Genomic DNA, 18,375 nt, shown 5'->3' on the forward strand with positions numbered 1-18,375 from the left:
CCAGCACGGCGGGGCAGCCAGTCCTTCGGAGCCTCACCAAAGGCAAACCGACATGAGCTACACCCCACCGCCCTGGGCATCCAGGGCACCAACCCCAGACACCTACGAACTTAGGGATCGACATGAAGAACTGCAGCCCCGAATTCGCCGAATCGGCCGAGGTGATCGTGGTCGGAGCGGGCTTGGCCGGGCTGGTCGCGGCCTACGAGCTGAGCCAGGCCGGGCACCGGGTGCACCTGCTGGACCAGGAGAACAGCAACAACCTCGGCGGGCAGGCGTTCTGGTCGCTGGGCGGGCTGTTCTTCGTCGACAGCCCGGAGCAGCGCCGCCTCGGCATCCACGACTCCTATGAGCTGGCGCTACAGGATTGGCTCGGCTCGGCCGGCTTCGACCGCGACGACGAGGACCATTGGGCACGACAGTGGGCGCGGGCCTACGTCCGTTTCGCCGCCACCGAGAAGCGAGATTACCTGCACGCCTTGGGATTGCGGGTGACTCCGCTGGTCGGCTGGGCCGAGCGAGGTGGCGGATTCGCCGACGGGCACGGCAATTCGGTGCCGCGCTTCCATCTCACCTGGGGAACGGGGCCGGAGGTGGTGCGGGTCTTTGCCGAGCCCGTGCTGGAGGCCGAGCGCAAGGGGCTGGTGGGCTTCAGCTTCCGCCATCGCGTCGACGAGTTGATCGTGCAGGACGGTGCGGTGGTAGGTGTTCGCGGCAGTGTGCTGGCGGATTCCAATCTGGCGCGGGGCCAGGCTTCCTCGCGAGAGGTGGTGCGCGACTTCGAGTTCCGTGCGCAGGCAGTCGTCGTCACCTCGGGCGGCATCGGCCACAATCATGAGCTGATCCGCCGGAACTGGCCGGTGGATCGGCTGGGCCCGTGCCCGCAGACCTTGATTTCCGGCGTGCCGGCGCACGTGGACGGCCGCATGCTCGGCATCTCCGAGGCCGCCGGCGGCGCGATCGTCAACCGGGACCGGATGTGGCACTACACCGAGGGCATCATGAATTGGGATCCGATCTGGCCCGATCACGCCATCCGAATCATCCCGGGCCCATCCTCGATGTGGTTCGACGCGCACGGAAAGCGTTTGCCCGCACCGTGTTTCCCCGGTTTCGACACCAACGCCACCATGAAGGAGATCCTGGCCACCGGCGAGGACTACTCGTGGTTCGTGCTCACCCAGTCGATCATCGAGAAGGAGTTCGCGCTCTCGGGGTCCGAGCAGAACCCCGATATCACCGGCAAGGATCTCAAACTCACGCTCAAGAGCCGCGTCGCCAAGGGCGCGCCCGGCCCGGTCGAAGCGTTCAAGCAGCACGGCGCCGACTTCGTGGTCGCCGACAATCTGCGCGACCTGGTAGACGGGATGAACAAGATCGCCCGCGGCCCGCAGCTCGACTACGCCACGCTGGAACGCCAGATCGTCGCCCGCGACCGCGAGATCGGCAACAAGTTCAGCAAGGACAGCCAGCTCATGGCCATGACAAACGCCCGGCAGTACTTCGGCGACAAGGCCGGTCGAGTCGCCAAACCGCATCGGATCCTGGATCCCGCGGCGGGCCCCCTGATCGCCGTGCGCCTGAACATCCTCACCCGCAAAACGCTCGGCGGCCTGCAAACCGATCTCGACTCGCAGGTGATCCGCCCCGACGGCACCCCTCTTCCCGGCCTCTACGCCGCGGGCGAGGTCGCGGGCTTCGGAGGTGGCGGCGTGCACGGCTACAACGCGCTGGAAGGCACCTTCCTCGGCGGCTGCATCTTCTCCGGCCGCGCCGCGGGCCGCGCCCTCGCCGCCCGCCTCAGCCGCTAGCCGCGCACTCGGCCGAGAGCGGGGCCGCGCTCGGCCGGGGCACCGGCGCCGGTGTGGTGACCGGTGGTGGCGGGGTGATCGTGTACAGGCTGGTGCCGGATCGGTTGACGCCGGTGGTGAGCGTCAGCCCGTGGATCTCGGTGGCCTGGTTGTGGATATCGGTCAGCCGCAGACCGAACGGGCCCGCGCCCGCGCCGGTGATGGTCCAGTGGTTGTCGGAGGTATGCACGAGCGGGAGCCAGGCGTCGGCCTCGGCGGAGCGGATCGAGACCTGGCGCAGCGGATTGCCGGTGCCGGTGAACAGGATGGCCAGCCAGGTCTCGGAGGAATCCGCCTTGATCTCGTAACCGATCTCCGGCGCCGGGTCGGGATTGTGTACGACTCGGTAGCGGATATCGGCGACGCCGTGGGCCGGGTCGGCGATTTCGGCGAACGCGGCGGCGCTCAGGTCCAATTGCCCCGGGGCGCAACCGGGGCAGTGGTCGGCGACGAGCACGCGCACCGCACCGTTCGGGCCGTGCACGTCCAGGTACGCGCCGCACAGATCGGCGGTGCCGTACTCCAGGGTGGAGACGCCGGCATAGTAACCGTCCACCGGGAGATCCGGGAAGGAGCAGGCCACGCCGGGCGCGAAGCGGAAGTAGCGGGCCTCGCCCACCACCGCGGCCGGCGGGGAGACCGTCGTCCGCATGGTCGCGATGCCGGAACTACTCGGCGGGGTGGGGAATTCGGTGACCAAGCCGGCGGTGCCGGTCGCCGCACAGGGCGTCGACTCGGGTCTGGCCACCCACACGAGCAGCCCGACGACGGCGAGCAGTACACCCACCGCCGACCACGCCCAGCTCTGCCGAAAATGACTTCGACTCAAAGGTATTCGGTGCACCGCGGACCCCGGCTTCCCGCTCACCCAGCTCGTGGACTCTGCCTCCTGACCGCATCAGCAAAGCAGCGGGACGCCGCCGGCACGCCGCGAACGTAAATACTTCACAGTGAAACGGACGTAATGTGGCAATCACTCGGCAACTCGCCGGGACCGTTCTCGCGAGAATCGGAAAAGCTCCACCCAGCCACACCGCCGTCGTCTCCGAAGGGCAACTGGTGGTCCATCCGATCACGCTTCGCGCGCAGATAGCGGATATTGTGCTCGGTCGGCCTCGACCGCAACGGCAGGCGCTGTGTCACCTCGATACCATGCGCCGCCAATCCCGCCTGCTTGGCCGGATTGTTGCTCAGCAACCGGACCGACCGGATGCCCAGATCGGCGAGCACCTGCGCCCCGGCCCGATACTCCCGCGCGTCGACCGGAAGCCCCAGCGCCAGATTTGCTTCGACGGTGTCCGCGCCCCGATCCTGGAGTTCGTAGGCGCGCAGCTTGTTCAGCAAACCGATGCCCCGGCCTTCCTGGCCGCGCAGGTACACGACCACACCGCTGCCGGTCGCGGCGACCAGCCGCAACGAGGCCTCCAACTGGTCACCGCAATCGCAGCGCAGCGAACCGAGCCCGTCGCCGGTCAGACATTCCGAATGCAACCGGACCAGCGCACCCTCGGCGTCCGGCGTACCGAAAACCAGGGCGAGCGTTTCGGTTCCGGTGATCTCATCGTGGTAACCGACCACCCGGAACTCGCCGAACCGCGTGGGCAGCCGGGTCTCGACCACTCGGCGCGGCGTGCCGCGGTAGGCGATGAGATCGGCGATAGAGATGATCGGCAGCCCATGCGCCCGGGCGAACTCGACGAGCTCCGGCAACCGTGCCACCGCGCCGTCGTCGCGCACGAGTTCGGCGATCACCCCGGCGGGCGGCAAGCCCGCCAGCCGGGTCAGATCGACAGCCGCCTCGGTGTGCCCGGGGCGGCCCAGGACGCCGTCCGGGTCGGCGCGCAGCGGAAACACGTGGCCCGGACGGGTGAGATCGCCGGCGACCGTGCGCGGGTCGGCCAGCGCGCGCAGCGTCCGCGCCCGGTCGGCGGCCGAGATACCCGTGCTGATCCCGGTAGCGGCGTCCACCGAGACCGTGTATGCCGTCCCCTTGGGATCCTCGTTGACCGCCGTCATCGGCGGCAGATGCAGCCGATCCAGGTCCGCGCCGGTCATGGGCGCGCACAGCACACCGCTGGTGTGGCGCACCATGAATCCGATCTGCTCCGGCGTCGCGAGCGCGGCCGCGAGCACGAGATCACCCTCGTTCTCGCGGTCCTCGTCATCGACGACCACGACCATTCCGCCCGCCGCGATGGCGGCGATCCCCGCCTCGACGGGATCCAGCTCGGTCCGCATGACCACCTCCTTATATGCCTAGTAGAAATATTCCTAGCCAGGCACGACAGGAGATGTCTCAGTGAGTGGTTACCAGTGCAGTCCTGGAATCACCCTGGTCACCTTCGCCGCGGGCGTCGGCAGCGCCATCAGCGGCAGCAGGACCGGCGCGAGCGCGGTCAGCGGACCGCGAGCGGAACCCGCGGACTTCGGCTCGCCGCCCTGCGCCGCCCGCGACTCCCCGAACATCCGGTAGCCCCGGTGCAGAATGGATCGCTTCACCGACGGCATCAGCAGATCGACCGCCTGCGCGAAAGTGCCCACCGGCGTGTCGATCCGATGCGGGCGCTGCTCGAGCGCGCGCAGCACGATCGCGGCCGCCTGATCCAGATCGTGCACCGGAATCGACTTGTACAGATCGGTCGGCGCGATCATGGGCGTGCGCACCAGCGGCATCCGCACCGAGGTGAAAGTGATTCCGGCATCCCGGTTCTCGACGGCGGCGATATCGGAGAAGTTGTCCAGGGCGGACTTGCTGGCGACATACGCGGCGAAGCGCGGCACCTTTGTCTGCACGGCGATCGAGGAGATGTTCACGATATGGCCGAACCGCCGCGCCCGCATGGACGGCAGCAGCGCCAGGATCAGCCGCACCGCACCGAAGTAGTTGACCGCCATGGTCCGCTCGAAATCGTGCATGCGATCGGTGGAATTGACCACCGCCCGCCGAATCGACCGGCCCGCGTTGTTGACCAGGTAGTCGACGTGGTCGTGATCGTGCAGCACGGTTTTGACCAGCAACTCGACGGCCTCGGGGTCGGTGATGTCGCACGGGTAGGCGTAGGCAGAGCCGCCCTCGGCGCGCACGGATGCGGCCGCGGCGTCGAGATCCTCGCGCCCGCGCGCCACCATGAGCACCGTGGCGCCGCGCCTGGCCACCGCGTGTGCGCTGGCCAGCCCGATCCCCGAGGACGCGCCCGTGATCAGCACGATCCGCCCGGCGAACGGGTCGCCGGCGGCCGGACGGTCGCGGTCCGGGTCCAGGTTCGCCCGCCAGTACTGCCACAGCCGATCGGCATAGCTGTCGAACGACGGCACGCTCAGGCCGGAATCGCGCAGCTGCGCCTGGGTCGACTCGGCAACGAACTGCGCGGTGAAACCGACATGCGGCGCGACCGCGGCGGGGATCCCGGCCTGCTCGAACAGGAAATCGCGGACAGCCGGGACGCCGGGCAGCTGCGCGAGACCGTTCAGCGCGCGACCACTGCCCGGGACGACGCCGATACCGGCCGGGCCGCCCGCGGCGGTGGCCAGCGCGCCGTAGATCTCGTCGAAGGGCTGCGGCTCCGGATTGACCAGGTGGAAGGTGCGGCCGTCCAGGCCGGGACGGCGGATCAGTTCGACCATCGCGGCGGACACGTAGTCGACCGGCACGATATTGGTGGCGCCCAGATCGGGCAGCGGGACCGGCAGCTCGGCGGGCAGCCCGGCCAGCTTCGCGATGGCCGGGAAGAAGTAGTAGGGGCCGTCGATCTTGTCCATCTCGCCGGTGCGCGAATCGCCGACCACGATCGCGGGCCGGAACACCCGCCAGCGCAGGCCCTCGGCCGCGCGGACCAGCTTCTCGGCGGCGAACTTGGTCCGGTGGTACGGGGAGGTGAGCTGCTGGCCGAGGTCGAAGTCCTCCTCGAAGAACTTGCCCCGGTGATCACCGGCGACCGCCACCGAGGACACGTGGTGCAGGACCGCGTCCAGGTCACGGGCCAGCGCGATCACCGATTCGGTGCCCGCCACATTGGCGGCGTGCGCGGTGGCCTCGTCGGCCGTCATGTCGTAGACCGCGCCCAGGTGGACGACGTGGTCGGCCGCGGGCGGGTTGTCCGCGAGGCCGAGGCCCGCAGCGGTCAGGTCGCCGAGCAGAGCGAACACCCGCTCACCGCCGTGCCAGCCCGCGGCCAGCTCGTCGAATTTCGCCGACGAGGCCGAGCGGATCAGTACGTGCACGATCGCCGTGGGATCGGCGTCGAGCAAGCCCTGCACCACCCGCCGCCCGAGAAATCCGGTACCGCCTGTCACGATGTAGGAAGTCATCGATCCTCCTGCTTGTCTTGAATCGTCTTGTGGCGCAACGCCGATCCGACATGCAGCAATGGATGCGGATGAAAGAAGCCGGGGAACAGCTTCGGCCCGACTGATTAGAAACTGTAATAGGCGCGGGCCGGTCCCGGCAAAGCCATTCGGTGTGGAACTGGTCACCCCGTTCGCCCAGGTCAGACGGTATGTGTGACAAGACTTTCCAGTTACCCGCAGTCAGACACAGTGCATTCGACGTGGGCCGTCGCGCGTCCGGGAGGACAACGACCTCCGCGGGAATGTCGCCGATCGCCGGCACTCCACCCGTAGACTGGGCGATCGGCGGACAGGCGGTCCGTTCGTGTCGGGCGGTTCGGCGGTGGCGATGGCGTACGGGACATCGACGACCTATCGGCAATCCCACACGGCCATGCTCGACTACTGGTTCTGCCTGGCGGTCGGCATCGTGTTCGCCGGCGGCGGCTCGGCTGTGGTCCTGTCCGCACTGGGGGCGATCGCGGATCGCAGCCCGGCATTCGACCACCTCGGTGTCGCCTTCGGACTCGTGCTCGGCGGGCTGTGGACCGCGCTCGGCTGCGGCAGCCTCTGGCTCGCCCGCGAAATCTCGCGCACCACACCACGTCTGGTCATCACCCCGCACGGCCTGACCCATATCGACGGCGATGTCACCACCTTCACCTGGCCCGAGATCGCCCTGATCCACGCCACGCCGACCCGGCTGACCATCCTCCCCGGCCTCCGCGACCTCCACACCATCCCCACAGCCCCGTTGCAGGCCACCCCGGATGCCATCCTCGCGACGATTCGGCACTATTGCCCGTCCGTCACCATCACCCGGTAGGCAGCCAGCCGATCGTCACGGGCCGGCCCGCGGACTCCGCATAGGCCCCCATCGGCTCAGGACACCTTGCGCCCTTTGCCCTTCCGCGCAACCGGCAGCTTGCCGACATCGGCGAGCAGCTCTTTCGCGAAGTCGCGTTCGGCCTCGTAGTGGCGGACACACCAGCGCAGCACCGCGCCGGGGTAGGCCCAGTCGGGGTTCTCCTCGGCGCCTTCGGCGTCGATCTCGGCCAGCTTGCGCATACGCTCGGCGTAATCGATGTGTTCGGTCAGGATCTCGCGGAGGCGGTCGGGTTCGGCGAGATGGCCGAGCCACACCCGCAGCATGACGCTGTGTTTCAGGACGGGCGCTTCCACGGAGGCGTGATTGACCCAGGTGGCGGCGGCGGCGCGGCCGGCTTCGGTGATGGCGTACATGCGTTTGCCGCGGACGCCGTCATCCTGCAGCACCGTGCGCGAGGTCGCGTAGCCGTGTTTCTCCAGGCGCTTGAGTTCGGCGTAGATCTGGCTGAACGACGGACTCCAGTAGAAGAACTGGAGGCTCCAATCGGCCCACTTCTTGAGGTCGTAGCCGGACAATTCCTCTGCGTGCGAGAGCATTCCGAGCACGGCCCAGCTCGTGGTGGGCAGCTGCGGCACCTTGACGTCACTCACGGGTCGTGACTATATCGTCTAGGCATATTCCTGGCCAGACTTACCGCCACCGCGCATGCCGCGGGAACAGACTGCGCCCCGCCTCGTGCGCCACCTCGACCAGCACCCGGGCCAGCCTGGCGGTATCGAGGGCCGTTCGCTCGCCGGTGATCTGAGCGGTCAGCGAGAGCGCGGCAACGGCCGCTCCGCGTCCGCGCACCGGAACCGCGACGCAGGCGATGCCGGCCACGGCCTCCTCGTTGTCGACGGCCACGCCCTGGCGGTGCCGGATCCGGGCCAGCTCGCGGTGCAATTCGGCACGGTCCGCGATGGTCCGGGAGGTCAACTGGGGTAGCGGATCCCGGAAGGAAGCCTCCACGATGCTGGGCTCGAGCGACGCGAGCAGCGCCTTGCCCAGAGCCGTACAGTGCGCGGGCATGCGGCCGCCCAGCCGGGTCGGGACGTGCGCCGCGCCGCGACCGCCAGCCTTGTCCAGGTAGAGCACCTCGCGCCCGTCCAGCACACCCAGATGCCCGACCATGCCGGTGCGCTGGGCCAGATCGTGCAGCAGCGGGCTCACCACATCGCGAATCTCGTTGTGGTCGGCGGCAAGTCCGCCGAGTTCCAGCGTGCGCATGCCGAGCCGGTAACCGCCGGGCGCGTGCGCGAGCCAGCGCAACCGGATCATCTGGTCCAGGATGCGATGCACCGTCGAGCGCGGCAGGCCGGTGCGCTCGGCCAGCCCGAGCAGGGTGAGCGTCGGCGTGGAACCGTCGAATGCGTCCAGGATCAACGTCATTCGCTCGATCATCGATACCGGCGGGACCGGTTTGGCCGCCCGGCCCGCGGCCCACGCCTCGCCGGACTCGGGATGGGTGAGCATCTCGACCGTCATGGTTACCTCCAGTGGTGTAGCGCGTCCAAGCTTAGGAGTATTTCGACTAGGCATGTGCACTTTCGACACTCCTCGCTGTGTCCCCAATCACAGTGCCGACCCGGGCGGAACGACGAATCCCGGAAACTACGTAGATCGCTACGGATCTTCTCGGTAGCCGGAATCCGCCCTTGACACCCCCGCGAGCTCACAGCTTACTTTCATGGCGAAACGGAATATTCCTATTCGAAACTTCGTCGTGAAAGGATGGCAGCCCGCATGGCCGTCGACCTCGACTTCAAGGCTGTCCTCGGCCGGTTCTGTACCGGCGTCACCGCGGTCACCGCATACGACACCGAGCCGCTGGGCTTCGCCTGTCAGTCGTTCTCCGCGTTGTCGCTGGACCCGCTCGCCGTCGCGCTGTTCCCGGCGCGCACCTCCAGCACCTGGCCCCGGATCAGAGAGGTCGGCCGATTCTGCGTGAACATCCTGGCCGAGGACCAGGAGACCGTGTGCCGCCGGCTCGGGCGCCCGGGTCCGGACAAGTTCGCCGACCTCGAATGGAGCACCTCGCCCAACGGCGCGCCCCTGCTCGCGGGCGCGCTCGCCTGGATCGACTGCACCCTGGCACAGGAGCTCGACGGCGGCGACCACACCATCGTCGTCGGCCATGTCACCGGGCTGGGCGAACTGCGCGACGCGCCGCCACTGCTGTTCTACCGCTCGGCTTTCGAGCGCTTGACGGCGCGCCCGTTGAGTGAGACCACCCCTACCGGCCACCGCGCCGCCGTCTCAGCATCGAAATAACCCAGCCCGTCATAAACCTGACCGAAATACCCTTCGGAGGATTCACATCATGACCGATCAGGTGCGCGTGATCGACACCGGCGCTCCGCCCGCGCGCTACGCCCGCGGCTGGCACTGCCTCGGCCTCGCGGACTCCTTCCGCGACGGAAAGCCGCACACCATCACGGCTTTCGGCACCGAACTGGTGGTCTTCGCGGCCGGTGACGGCACCTTGAACGTGCTGGACGCCTACTGCCGGCACATGGGCGGCAATCTCGGCGACGGCACCATCAAGGGCGACACCCTCGCCTGCCCGTTCCACGACTGGCGCTGGAAGGGCAACGGCCGCTGCGCCGGAATACCCTACGGCCGCCGCGTGCCGCCGCTGGCGCGCACCAAGTCCTGGCCCACCCTCGAACAGAATCGGCACCTGTTCGTCTGGAACGACCCGCAGGGCAATCCACCGCCGGACGAGGTCGCCATCCCCCGCATCGAGGGCGCGTTCAGCGACGAGTGGAGCGACTGGACCTGGAACCAGATCACCATCGAGGGCGCCAACTGCCGCGAGGTGATCGACAATGTGGTCGACATGGCGCACTTCTTCTATGTGCACTTCGCCTTCCCGACCTATTTCAAGAATGTCTTCGAAGGCCACATCGCCAGCCAGTACATGACCTCGCTCGGCCGCGCCGATGTGCAGGGCGAGCTGGCCAAGGAGGCGGGCGGGCAGAATGTACTGCGCTCGGAGGCGCATTACCACGGACCCTCCTACATGATCGACAACCTGGTCAGCGAATCCGACGGCATGCGCGTGGAGGCCGTGCTGATCAACTGCCACTACCCGGTGACGCCGACGAAGTTCGTGCTCCAGTACGGCGCGATCGTGAAGAAGCAGCCGGGACTCGCGCCGGAGGAAGCCGACGCCATGGCGGTGCGGTTCGCCGGTGGCCTTGGTCGCGGCTTCGAGCAGGATGTCGCGATCTGGGAACGCAAGACCCGCATCGACAATCCGCTGCTGTGTGAGGAGGACGGGCCGGTCTACCAGCTGCGGCGCTGGTACGAGCAGTTCTACCGTGATGTCGAGGACATCGACGAGAACATGACCGACCGTTTCGAATTCGAGGTCGACACCACCCGCGCGGTCAGCGCGTGGGAGGCCGAGGTGGCCGGCAATCTCGCCGCCCGGCAGAGCGTCTGACCATGGCGACGGTCAGCTGCCAGGCCTGCGGCAATCGGGTCGGCGTGGTCAAGTTCAGTCCGGCGCACACCAGTGTGCAGTGGTCCGGGGCGGCCGCGCGGACCTGTGCCCAGGCGACCGCCGGGCCCTTCCAGGGGTGCCCGGCGCTGCGCCGCAGCATCGACGCCGCCGTCGGCGCGGGCACGCTGGGCCTGCACACCCGCGACCACGATCTTCTCTGAATCTCCCTCTCTCCTAAGGACTTTCCCCATGGCTGTGATCAGCTCACTCGGATATGTGAAGGTCGCCGTGAGCGACCCCCAGGCGTGGCGGACCTTCGCCTTCGACGTGATCGGCTTCGCGCCGGGCTCCGGCCCCGACCCGGACGCCGTCTACCTGCGCATGGACGAGCGCGCCGCTCGCCTGGTGCTGGTGCCCGGCGAGACCGACAAGGTGCTCGCCATCGGCTGGGAGGTACGCGACTATCGGGCCCTGGCGCAGGTGCGCGCGGCGGTGGAACAGTTCGGCATCGCGGTCACCCCGCTCTCGCTCGAGGAGGCAGACGCGCGCCGGGTCGAGGAGGCGATCAGTTTCGTCGATCCCTCCGGCACCACCGTCGAGGTCTTCCACGGACCGGTCCTCGACCACTCCCCCGTCGTCGGCCAGCACGGAAACCGTTTCGTGACAGACGGATTGGGTCTCGGGCACGCGGTGCTGCCGGTACCGGACCTGGATGCCGCGTTCCGGTTCTACACCGAGGTGCTCGGGTTCGCGCCGCGCGGCGCGTTCCGGCTGCCGACTCCGCCGGAGTACGGGCCCATGCGGGTGCGCTTCCTCGGCGTCAATCAGCGCCACCACAGTCTGGCGCTGATTCCCTCCGGCGGACAGGAGAGTTCGGGGCTGGTGCACATCATGGTCGAGGTGGACGCGCTCGACGATGTGGGCCGCGCGCTGGACCGGGTCGGCAAGGCCGGCTACCACCTGTCCTCCACGCTGGGCCGCCACACCAACGACAAGATGATCTCCTTCTACGTCCGCACGCCCGGCGGCTGGGATCTCGAATTCGGCACCGAGGGCGTCAAGGTCGACGAATCCACCTACACCGCAGAGGAAATCACCGCCGACAGCTACTGGGGTCACGACTGGTCCCGTTAGGACCTCGAAATCATCGCCGCGCACCCGGCGGATCCGGCTCGGCACCGGCGTGAATCCGCTGCCGTAGCACCAGCCGCTGATGCTGGCCGACCGGATCGGTCTGCTCGGCCATTCGACCACTCACCGAACCGCTGCCGGTCGACTTCGGCAAGGTCGATGACGTTCACCGCGAGAGTGTGCGCCGCTCGGCGGCCGCGCGCAGGAATTCGCGGGTGTACCGCTCGGCCAGCAGCGGTAGGAAATTGTCGAGCGTGGCGTGCTCGGCCAGGCGGCGGTGGGCGGCGCGAAGCAGGCCGGCGATGGCCTCGGCGTCGGCCACACCGTCGAATTCCTCGGCCAGGCGGGTCGCGGCGATCCGCAGCGCGGCCTCCTGGTCGAGCGCGGGATCGTGGGGCTGGTGGTGGCTGGGGCTGACTGGGCTCACGGTCACGGCTGGCTCCTCGGCGCGGAAGGGATTCCGGATGCGGGCAATGCGCCCACACGGCGAGTACCCGCACGATCCCGATTCTCCTGCCACGAAGGGCGGGACGAGCCGACTGTTCACCGAGTATTCACTCGGCCGTCGCCAACCGGTGTCATGGCCGCTGGGTCGATGTGAGGTGCCGCAGACCCCCACGCATCTGAGCGGAAGCGTCCGTCTCGCCCCGGGTGTCCACCGCACATCCCGCTCACCGGAATTCCCCAGGTGAACATCGAGCCCCGGCGGCGTGCACGTGCGAGCCTGAGCCATGGATCTCGACGCACTCGAAGCGCTGCACCGCCTGAAGTACCGCTACTTCCGCACCCTGGACCTCAAGCTCTGGGACGAATTCGCCGACACCCTCGCCGTCGACGCCGAGGGCCGCTACGGCACCCACGCGCTCGGCAAGGCACTCGTGCTCGACGGCCGTACCGCGATCACCGACTTCATGCGCGCGAACCTGGGACCGAACGTGGTCACCACCCACGTCGCCACCCAGCCGGAAATCGAAATCGATGGCGAAACCGCCACCGGCAGCTGGCTTTTCGAAGACACGGTGATCGCCACCGACTTCGGCGTCCTGATCCGCGGCTCCGGTTACTACACCGACCGCTACCGCCGTGACGAGGACGGCCGGTGGCGCATCACCGCCACCGGCTACCAGCGTATCTACGAAGCCTCCCAGGCACTTTCGGACATCCCCAGCTTCACGCTGCTCAGCAACATGTGGGCGAGGTCCGACTGAGCGGCGCATTCGGCGGCACCACAGTGCCGACGCCGCGAACCGGCACCACCGACGCTGCACCATGTGCCGTCGGGGACCACTCGAGCGAAACGCAGCCCTGTTCGGGCCGCAGCGGGGGCAGGTACCGGTTCGGTTCGACGATCAGGCGGATTGGCGGTAGATAGGGCCAGATTGGCAGTAGTGGCGCTGGACGGGTCGGTGTGCGAGGTTCAGGCTCGGGATATGTCGCTCGCACCTGCCGAATTCACTCCCGAGACCACCTATTTGAATACCGCCTCGCACGGGTTGCCGCCCGCGCGGGCGGTGGCGGCGGTACGGGAAGCACAGGATCGGTGGGCGGCGGGACGGGGAGCACCGCCGGTGCAGGACCATCTGGTCCCGGAGTTGCGGGCGGGGTTCGCCCGGCTCATGACGGGGGCGACGGCCGAGGACATCGCGCTCGGCGGCACGGTGTCGGCACTCATCGCCCCGGTCGCAAGCGCCCTGCCCGCAGGCGCGGAAGTGCTCGTGGCCGAAGGAGAATTCGCCTCGGTGACGATGCCGTTCCTGTTCCGGGGCGACCTCGCCGTGCGAACTGTTCCGCTGGAACGATTGGCGGCGGACGTGCGCCCGGAGACGGCACTGGTGGCGGTGAGCGTCGTACAGTCGGCGGACGGACGCATCGCCGACACCGCGCTGCTACGCGCAGCCACCCGGGCCAACGGTGCGAAGTTGTTGCTCGACAGCACGCAGGCAGCGGGCTGGTATCCGCTCGACTTCGCCGATGCCGACTACTGGGTCTGTGCGACTTTCAAATGGCTGGTCGGTGCCCGCAGCGTCGCGTTCTTCGCGGCGAGCCCGGCCGCCGCAGCCGACTTGCGGCCGGTCGGTCCCGGCTGGTACGCCGCCGAGGACCGCTGGGCGGAGCTGTACAACCCGATCGCATTGCCCACCGGTACAAGACGTTTCGACCAGACCCCGGACTGGATCGGCGTCATCGCGGCCCGGGCCGCGCTCGAGCTCCTGGACGAACTGACCATCGACAAGATCCACGCCCACAACCTGGCTCTGGCCGGTCGTTTCCGCGCGGGGGCCCGCGCCCTCGGATATCAGCCGATCGAACAATCCTCCGCCATCGTCGCCATTCCCGGCGCGGGCACCGCCGAAAACCGTCTGGAACAAGCGGAAGTCCTCGCCTCCGCCCGCGCCGGCGGCCTCCGTTTCTCCTTCCACCTCTACAACTCCGATGCCGATGTCGAGCACGCGCTCGCGGCGCTCGGCGAGCACCACGACAGCTGAGCCCGCTGTGATCGCATGTCCCCATCGGGGATCGGTGCGCCCGCACCGATCCGGCGGGACGGCCGGCACGTCTCGCGGGCCGAAATCGCCGCTCTCACAGATCCGGCAGCGGGATGGCCAGATTCGGGGTGATCAGGCCGCCGTCGACCTCGAGTACCTTGCCGGTGATGTACTTGCCCGCCGGGGATGCCAGGTAGAGCGCCGCCGCCGCGATGTCCTCCGGTTCGCCGAGGGTGTGCAGCGGGGTCTTGTCCTCGAGTTCGGCGCGCATGGCGGCATTACCCGCGACCACCTCCAGCGCCGAGGTCAGGATGGCGCCGGGCGCGATGGCGTTCACCCGGACGCGTGGGCTGAGATCCGCGGCGGCGAGCCGAGTGTAGTGCGCCAGAGCGGCTTTCGCGGTGCCGTAGGCGGCGAACGCCCGCCCGGGTAGCCGCCCCATGGCCGAGGTGATGTTGACGATCGAACCCCCGCCGGCCGAGTCCAGCATCAGCGGTACCGCGGCGCGCACCAGCGCGTGCGCGTTGGCGACATTGAACCCGAACGCCTCCGACAGCGCCGCCGGCGTGGTGTCCAGCAGCGGGCTCGGCAGGGCGCCGCCGACGTTGTTGACCACGATGTCGAGGCGGTCGAATTCCTCGACCGCCACCGCGGCCAGGGCGGCGGTGGCGTCCGGATCCCGCAGATCGGCCGGCACCGCATGCGCCTGCCGCCCGACCGCCGCAACGCGTTCGGCCACCTCGTCGAGCTGGTCCTCGGTGCGCGCCGCGATCACCACGTCCGCGCCCGCCTCGGCGAAGGCGACGGCAATGGCGGCACCGAGCCCGCGCCCCGCGCCCGTGACGACCGCGACCTGCCCGTCGATCCGAAACCGATCCAGAATCATTCCAGCCCACCACATCCACGTCGATGCCAACCGTTGGCCCCCGATTGTGCGCCCTCAGCCCGCGCCCGGCGACTCGAGTCCCGGTGGCCGAACCTCGAAACATGTGGTCATCCCCACACCTAAGGGACAGTTAATGTTCAGACGAACATGTTTGAAAAGTATGTGATCTTGACCTAGCGCGTTGATATCGTCGCGCCATGCTGGACTCGCAGGACGCTCGATCGGGGGGCGAAGCGTCTGCTGCGCGGCCCGGGCAACCAGACCCCGGGGCGGTCCCGCCGGACGCTCCGGTCGAACCCGGCCGGTTCGAGACCACGCGGCTCGAAATGCCGGATGAGCCAAGACAATTGCCCGAGACCATCGAGGTCGACGACGAGGAGCGCCCGGCTCGCCCGCTCTCCGGCTGGCCGGACCGGATCGTCGCCGCCGTCGCCTTCGCGGTGGCGCTGCTCGCACTCTGGCAGGTGTTCCGCCCGCTACCGCAGGGCAGCCAGTACTACCTGGTGGTCTTCTTGGCGGGCACGCTGCCGCTGGTGTTCCTGGCCTACCGGTCCGGAATCCGTTGGCTGGACCGCGAATCCGGCCCCGGGCCGGTGGATTGGGCGCTGGCGGCGGTGACGCTGGCTGTGTGCCTGTACCCGGTGCTGCCGTTCCCGATCGGCTCCGGCGGCGGCGGATACGACGAGTTCCTGGACCGCCAGGCGCTGTTCGATCCGGTCGACATCACCATGGGCGCGATCCTGCTGGTGCTGGTGCTGGAGGCTTGCCGCCGCACCACCGGCTGGGTGCTGCCGGTGGTGTGCCTGGCCTTCGTCGCCTACGCCTACTACGGCGGCCTGATGCCTCAGGACTGGTCCATCGCCCATGCGGGACTGGACTTCTCGCAGATCGTCGACGCGCTCTACAACTCGTCCAGCGGATTCTTCGGCACCCCGCTCGATGTCGCCGCCACCTATATCGTGCTGTTCACCCTCTACGGCGCGGTACTCGAATTCTCCGGCGCCGCACAGTTCTTCGTGGATCTGTCGGTCTCGGCGTTCCGGCGCTCGCGCACCGCCGCCGGACGCACCACCGTCGCCTCGGGTTTCCTGCTCGGCACCGTCTCCGGGTCCGGCACGGCGACCGCGGTCAGCGTCGGCGCGGTCACCTGGCCGATCCTGCGCAAGGCCGGGTATCCGCCGGAACAGGCCGGCGGCATGCTCGCAGCGGCCGGCGTCGGCGCGATCCTGTCCCCGCCCACCCTGGGCGTGGCGGCGTTCATCGTCGCCGAATACCTCGAGGTCTCCTATGTGACGGTGCTCGGCTGGGCGCTGATCCCGACGGTCCTGTACTACTTGGGAATTCTGCTCGCCGTCGAGATCGACGCGCGGCGGCTGGGCACCCGGCCGGTGGAGGTCGCGACCACGTCGGTATGGCGGCAGCTGGGCCGGTTCGGCTACCACTTCCTGTCACTGATCGTGATCGTGGTGCTGTTGCTGCTGGATGTCAGCGCCACCAAGGCGGTCGTGTACGCGACGCTGCTGGCATTCGCGCTGTCGTTCCTGGACGGCCGGACCCGGGCGCGGGCGCTCTCGCCGAAACTGGTCTTCACCGCGCTGAGCTCCGGTGTGCGTTCGGCGCTGCCGGTGGTGGCGGTGTGCACCTCGGCCGGCGTGATCACCGCGATGACCACCAAGACCGGCCTCGGCGCGCAGCTGGCCGCGCTGCTGGTCAAGGCGGCGGGTGCGGTATCGGACAACCAGACGGTGGTCCTCGCGCTCACCGTGATCTTCGCGGCCGTCGCCCTGGCCATGCTCGGCCTGGCGATCCCGGTGACGGCGTCGTTCATCATCGGCTGGGCGATCATCGGTCCGGCGCTGCTGGCCCTGGAGGTGCCTGCCCCGGCGGCGGCCATGTTCGTCTTCTACTACTCGGTGCTGTCGGAGGTGACGCCGCCGACGGCCCTGGCCGCGGTCGGCGCGGCCGCCATCACCGGCGGGAAGACGCTGCCGACCATGTGGCAGACCCTGAAGTACGCGCTGCCCGCCTTCCTGGTGCCGGTGGTGTTCGTGATGACCGCCAACGGCGAATCCCTCTTGGCGCGTGGGTCATTGGTCGGCGTGCTGTGGACGACGGTGGTCGCGTGCCTGGCTGTGGCCGCGCTCTCCGCCGCCACCGGCGGCTGGATTCTCGGCGTCGGACCCGCCGGAAAGACCGCCCGCGTGCTCGCGGCGGTCGGCGGTCTGACGTTGCTTTACCTGGAGCCCGGTGCGATCGTCATCGGGCTGGCCGCGGTCGTCGCGGCCGTCGGGGTCACTGCCTGGTCACAGAGGAGGACGACATGAGCGCAGTCGCAAGGGGTTTCGTCAGGTCCAAGCCGGCCGGGGTGATCGCGCTACTCGGTGTCGCGGTGCTGTCGGCGGGACTGCTCACCGGCTGCGGCGGGCGTCGCGACGCGCCGAGGGCCGACGCGGGCGGGGAGGTGAACTGCGAGGTGCATCAGGAGACCCGGGTCGGCATTGCCACCGGCAACGCCACCGGCGTCTACTTCGCGCTCGGAAACGCCTACGCGGAACAGGTTTCGCAAGCCACCAACGGCACCGTGAAGGCGACCGCCGCGGAAACCGGTGCGTCGGTGCAGAACATCCAGCAGCTGGTGGCGGGCACCTATCAGGTGGCGTTCTCGCTCGCCGACACCGCCGCCGACGCGGTGCTCGGCACCGGCAGCTTCGACGGGAAGAAGCAACCGGTGCAGGCGCTCACCCGGCTGTACCCGAACTACACCCAGGTGGTCGTGCGCAAGAGCGCGAACATCAACTCGGTCGCCGACATGCGGGGCAAGCGGATCTCCACCGGATCGCCGAAATCCGGCACCGAGGTGATCGCGAACCGGGTCCTCGAGGCCGCGGGCCTCAATCCCGACAGCGATATCTCCGCCCAGCGCCTCGATCTCACCAAGACCGTGGACGGTATGAAGGACGGCTCCATCGACGCCATGTTCTTCTCCGGCGGCCTGCCCACGCCGGGCATCACCGACCTGTTCACCTCGGCGGGCAATCAGGTCGAGTTCCTCGACATCGCCGCGTTGACCACCGCGATGCAGAAGGTCAGCCCCGTCTACGAGGAGGGCACCATCCCCGCCGCCACGTACGGGCTGCCCGCCGACGCCAAAACCATTGTCGTGCCCAATGTCCTGCTGGTCCGCGACGACCTGGACGCGAACCTGGCCTGCGTACTGGCCAAGGCCGTCTACGATCGCAAACCGCAACTGGAGCAGGCGAATTCGGCCGCCAAGGGCATCGTCAAGGACAATGCCCAGAAGACCAGCCCGGTCCCGATGCACCGGGGCGCCACCCACGCCTTCACGCACTGACCCGCGACCGCCCGAGCACCCCGCCCAC

Annotated in this window: 17 protein-coding genes; 10 read left to right on the forward strand and 7 right to left on the reverse strand. The window is 68.6% G+C overall.

Annotated features, from left to right (window positions below):
• The first annotated feature begins 122 nt into the window (after positions 1 to 122).
• Complete coding sequence (locus ACFVMC_RS25155) at positions 123 to 1,811, forward strand: FAD-binding dehydrogenase (RefSeq protein WP_379214104.1); 1,689 nt, start codon at positions 123 to 125, stop codon at positions 1,809 to 1,811.
• On the opposite strand, the gene ACFVMC_RS25160 is transcribed toward ACFVMC_RS25155, so the two are convergent.
• The 3 genes from ACFVMC_RS25160 to ACFVMC_RS25170 all read right to left on the reverse strand — a co-directional run bounded on the left by ACFVMC_RS25160 (position 1,801) and on the right by ACFVMC_RS25170 (position 6,158).
• Positions 1,801 to 2,637, reverse strand: coding sequence for an expansin EXLX1 family cellulose-binding protein (locus ACFVMC_RS25160; RefSeq protein WP_379214106.1), 837 nt, complete (start codon positions 2,635 to 2,637; stop codon positions 1,801 to 1,803). The two genes, ACFVMC_RS25155 and ACFVMC_RS25160, sit on opposite strands and share 11 nt — an antisense overlap.
• 158 nt (positions 2,638 to 2,795) lie before the next feature.
• A complete protein-coding gene (locus tag ACFVMC_RS25165; protein ID WP_379214107.1) occupies positions 2,796 to 4,088 on the reverse strand; it encodes a bifunctional 3,4-dihydroxy-2-butanone-4-phosphate synthase/GTP cyclohydrolase II in 1,293 nt (430 codons plus the stop codon).
• Positions 4,089 to 4,157: 69 nt separating this feature from the next.
• Entirely contained in the window at positions 4,158 to 6,158 is a 2,001-nt protein-coding gene (locus tag ACFVMC_RS25170; RefSeq protein WP_379214108.1) for an SDR family oxidoreductase, read from the reverse strand.
• 367 nt (positions 6,159 to 6,525) lie between these two features.
• Between ACFVMC_RS25170 and ACFVMC_RS25175 the strand changes: the two genes are divergently transcribed.
• Complete coding sequence (locus ACFVMC_RS25175; RefSeq protein WP_379214110.1) at positions 6,526 to 7,002, forward strand: hypothetical protein; 477 nt, start codon at positions 6,526 to 6,528, stop codon at positions 7,000 to 7,002.
• A gap of 56 nt (positions 7,003 to 7,058) precedes the next feature.
• Here the strand turns inward: ACFVMC_RS25175 and ACFVMC_RS25180 are convergent, their stop codons facing one another.
• Both ACFVMC_RS25180 and ACFVMC_RS25185 read right to left on the reverse strand, forming a co-directional pair.
• A complete protein-coding gene (locus tag ACFVMC_RS25180; RefSeq protein ID WP_379214112.1) occupies positions 7,059 to 7,655 on the reverse strand; it encodes a PadR family transcriptional regulator in 597 nt (198 codons plus the stop codon).
• Positions 7,656 to 7,695: 40 nt separating this feature from the next.
• On the reverse strand, positions 7,696 to 8,529 hold the full coding sequence (locus ACFVMC_RS25185; RefSeq protein WP_379214114.1) for an IclR family transcriptional regulator: 834 nt from the start codon (positions 8,527 to 8,529) through the stop codon (positions 7,696 to 7,698).
• Positions 8,530 to 8,787: 258 nt separating this feature from the next.
• On the opposite strand from ACFVMC_RS25185, the gene ACFVMC_RS25190 reads away from it, so the two are divergent.
• The 4 genes from ACFVMC_RS25190 to ACFVMC_RS25205 are packed head-to-tail and all read left to right on the forward strand — an operon-like array spanning position 8,788 to position 11,626.
• Complete coding sequence (locus ACFVMC_RS25190) at positions 8,788 to 9,315, forward strand: flavin reductase family protein (protein WP_379214116.1); 528 nt, start codon at positions 8,788 to 8,790, stop codon at positions 9,313 to 9,315.
• A 49-nt stretch (positions 9,316 to 9,364) separates the two neighbouring features.
• A complete protein-coding gene (locus ACFVMC_RS25195) occupies positions 9,365 to 10,492 on the forward strand; it encodes a Rieske 2Fe-2S domain-containing protein (RefSeq protein WP_379214117.1) in 1,128 nt (375 codons plus the stop codon).
• 2 nt (positions 10,493 to 10,494) lie between these two features.
• Positions 10,495 to 10,713: a hypothetical protein gene (locus tag ACFVMC_RS25200; RefSeq protein WP_379214119.1), complete on the forward strand. Its 219-nt coding sequence runs from the start codon at positions 10,495 to 10,497 to the stop codon at positions 10,711 to 10,713.
• Between the two features lie 28 nt (positions 10,714 to 10,741).
• On the forward strand, positions 10,742 to 11,626 hold the full coding sequence (locus ACFVMC_RS25205; protein WP_379214121.1) for a VOC family protein: 885 nt from the start codon (positions 10,742 to 10,744) through the stop codon (positions 11,624 to 11,626).
• Between the two features lie 163 nt (positions 11,627 to 11,789).
• On the opposite strand, the gene ACFVMC_RS25210 is transcribed toward ACFVMC_RS25205, so the two are convergent.
• Complete coding sequence (locus ACFVMC_RS25210; protein WP_379214123.1) at positions 11,790 to 12,056, reverse strand: three-helix bundle dimerization domain-containing protein; 267 nt, start codon at positions 12,054 to 12,056, stop codon at positions 11,790 to 11,792.
• Between the two features lie 298 nt (positions 12,057 to 12,354).
• On the opposite strand from ACFVMC_RS25210, the gene ACFVMC_RS25215 reads away from it, so the two are divergent.
• Entirely contained in the window at positions 12,355 to 12,831 is a 477-nt protein-coding gene (locus ACFVMC_RS25215; RefSeq protein ID WP_379214125.1) for a nuclear transport factor 2 family protein, read from the forward strand.
• A gap of 222 nt (positions 12,832 to 13,053) precedes the next feature.
• On the forward strand, positions 13,054 to 14,109 hold the full coding sequence (locus ACFVMC_RS25220; protein WP_379214127.1) for an aminotransferase class V-fold PLP-dependent enzyme: 1,056 nt from the start codon (positions 13,054 to 13,056) through the stop codon (positions 14,107 to 14,109).
• A 94-nt stretch (positions 14,110 to 14,203) separates the two neighbouring features.
• On the opposite strand, the gene ACFVMC_RS25225 is transcribed toward ACFVMC_RS25220, so the two are convergent.
• A complete protein-coding gene (locus ACFVMC_RS25225) occupies positions 14,204 to 14,995 on the reverse strand; it encodes an SDR family oxidoreductase (RefSeq protein ID WP_379214128.1) in 792 nt (263 codons plus the stop codon).
• 326 nt (positions 14,996 to 15,321) lie between these two features.
• Here ACFVMC_RS25225 and ACFVMC_RS25230 point away from each other — a divergent pair, with 326 nt between their 5' ends.
• Together ACFVMC_RS25230 and ACFVMC_RS25235 are read left to right on the forward strand one after the other, a co-directional pair.
• Entirely contained in the window at positions 15,322 to 17,319 is a 1,998-nt protein-coding gene (locus ACFVMC_RS25230; RefSeq protein WP_379214130.1) for a TRAP transporter permease, read from the forward strand.
• The gene (locus ACFVMC_RS25235) at positions 17,316 to 18,347 is read left to right on the forward strand and encodes a TAXI family TRAP transporter solute-binding subunit (protein WP_379214132.1); all 1,032 of its coding nucleotides are present in this window, start codon (positions 17,316 to 17,318) and stop codon (positions 18,345 to 18,347) included. The genes ACFVMC_RS25230 and ACFVMC_RS25235 overlap by 4 nt, the downstream gene beginning before the upstream one ends.
• The last annotated feature ends 28 nt before the right edge of the window (positions 18,348 to 18,375 follow it).

The organism is Nocardia sp. NPDC127579, from assembly GCF_042672005.1.
Taxonomy (GTDB): Bacteria; Actinomycetota; Actinomycetes; order Mycobacteriales; family Mycobacteriaceae; genus Nocardia.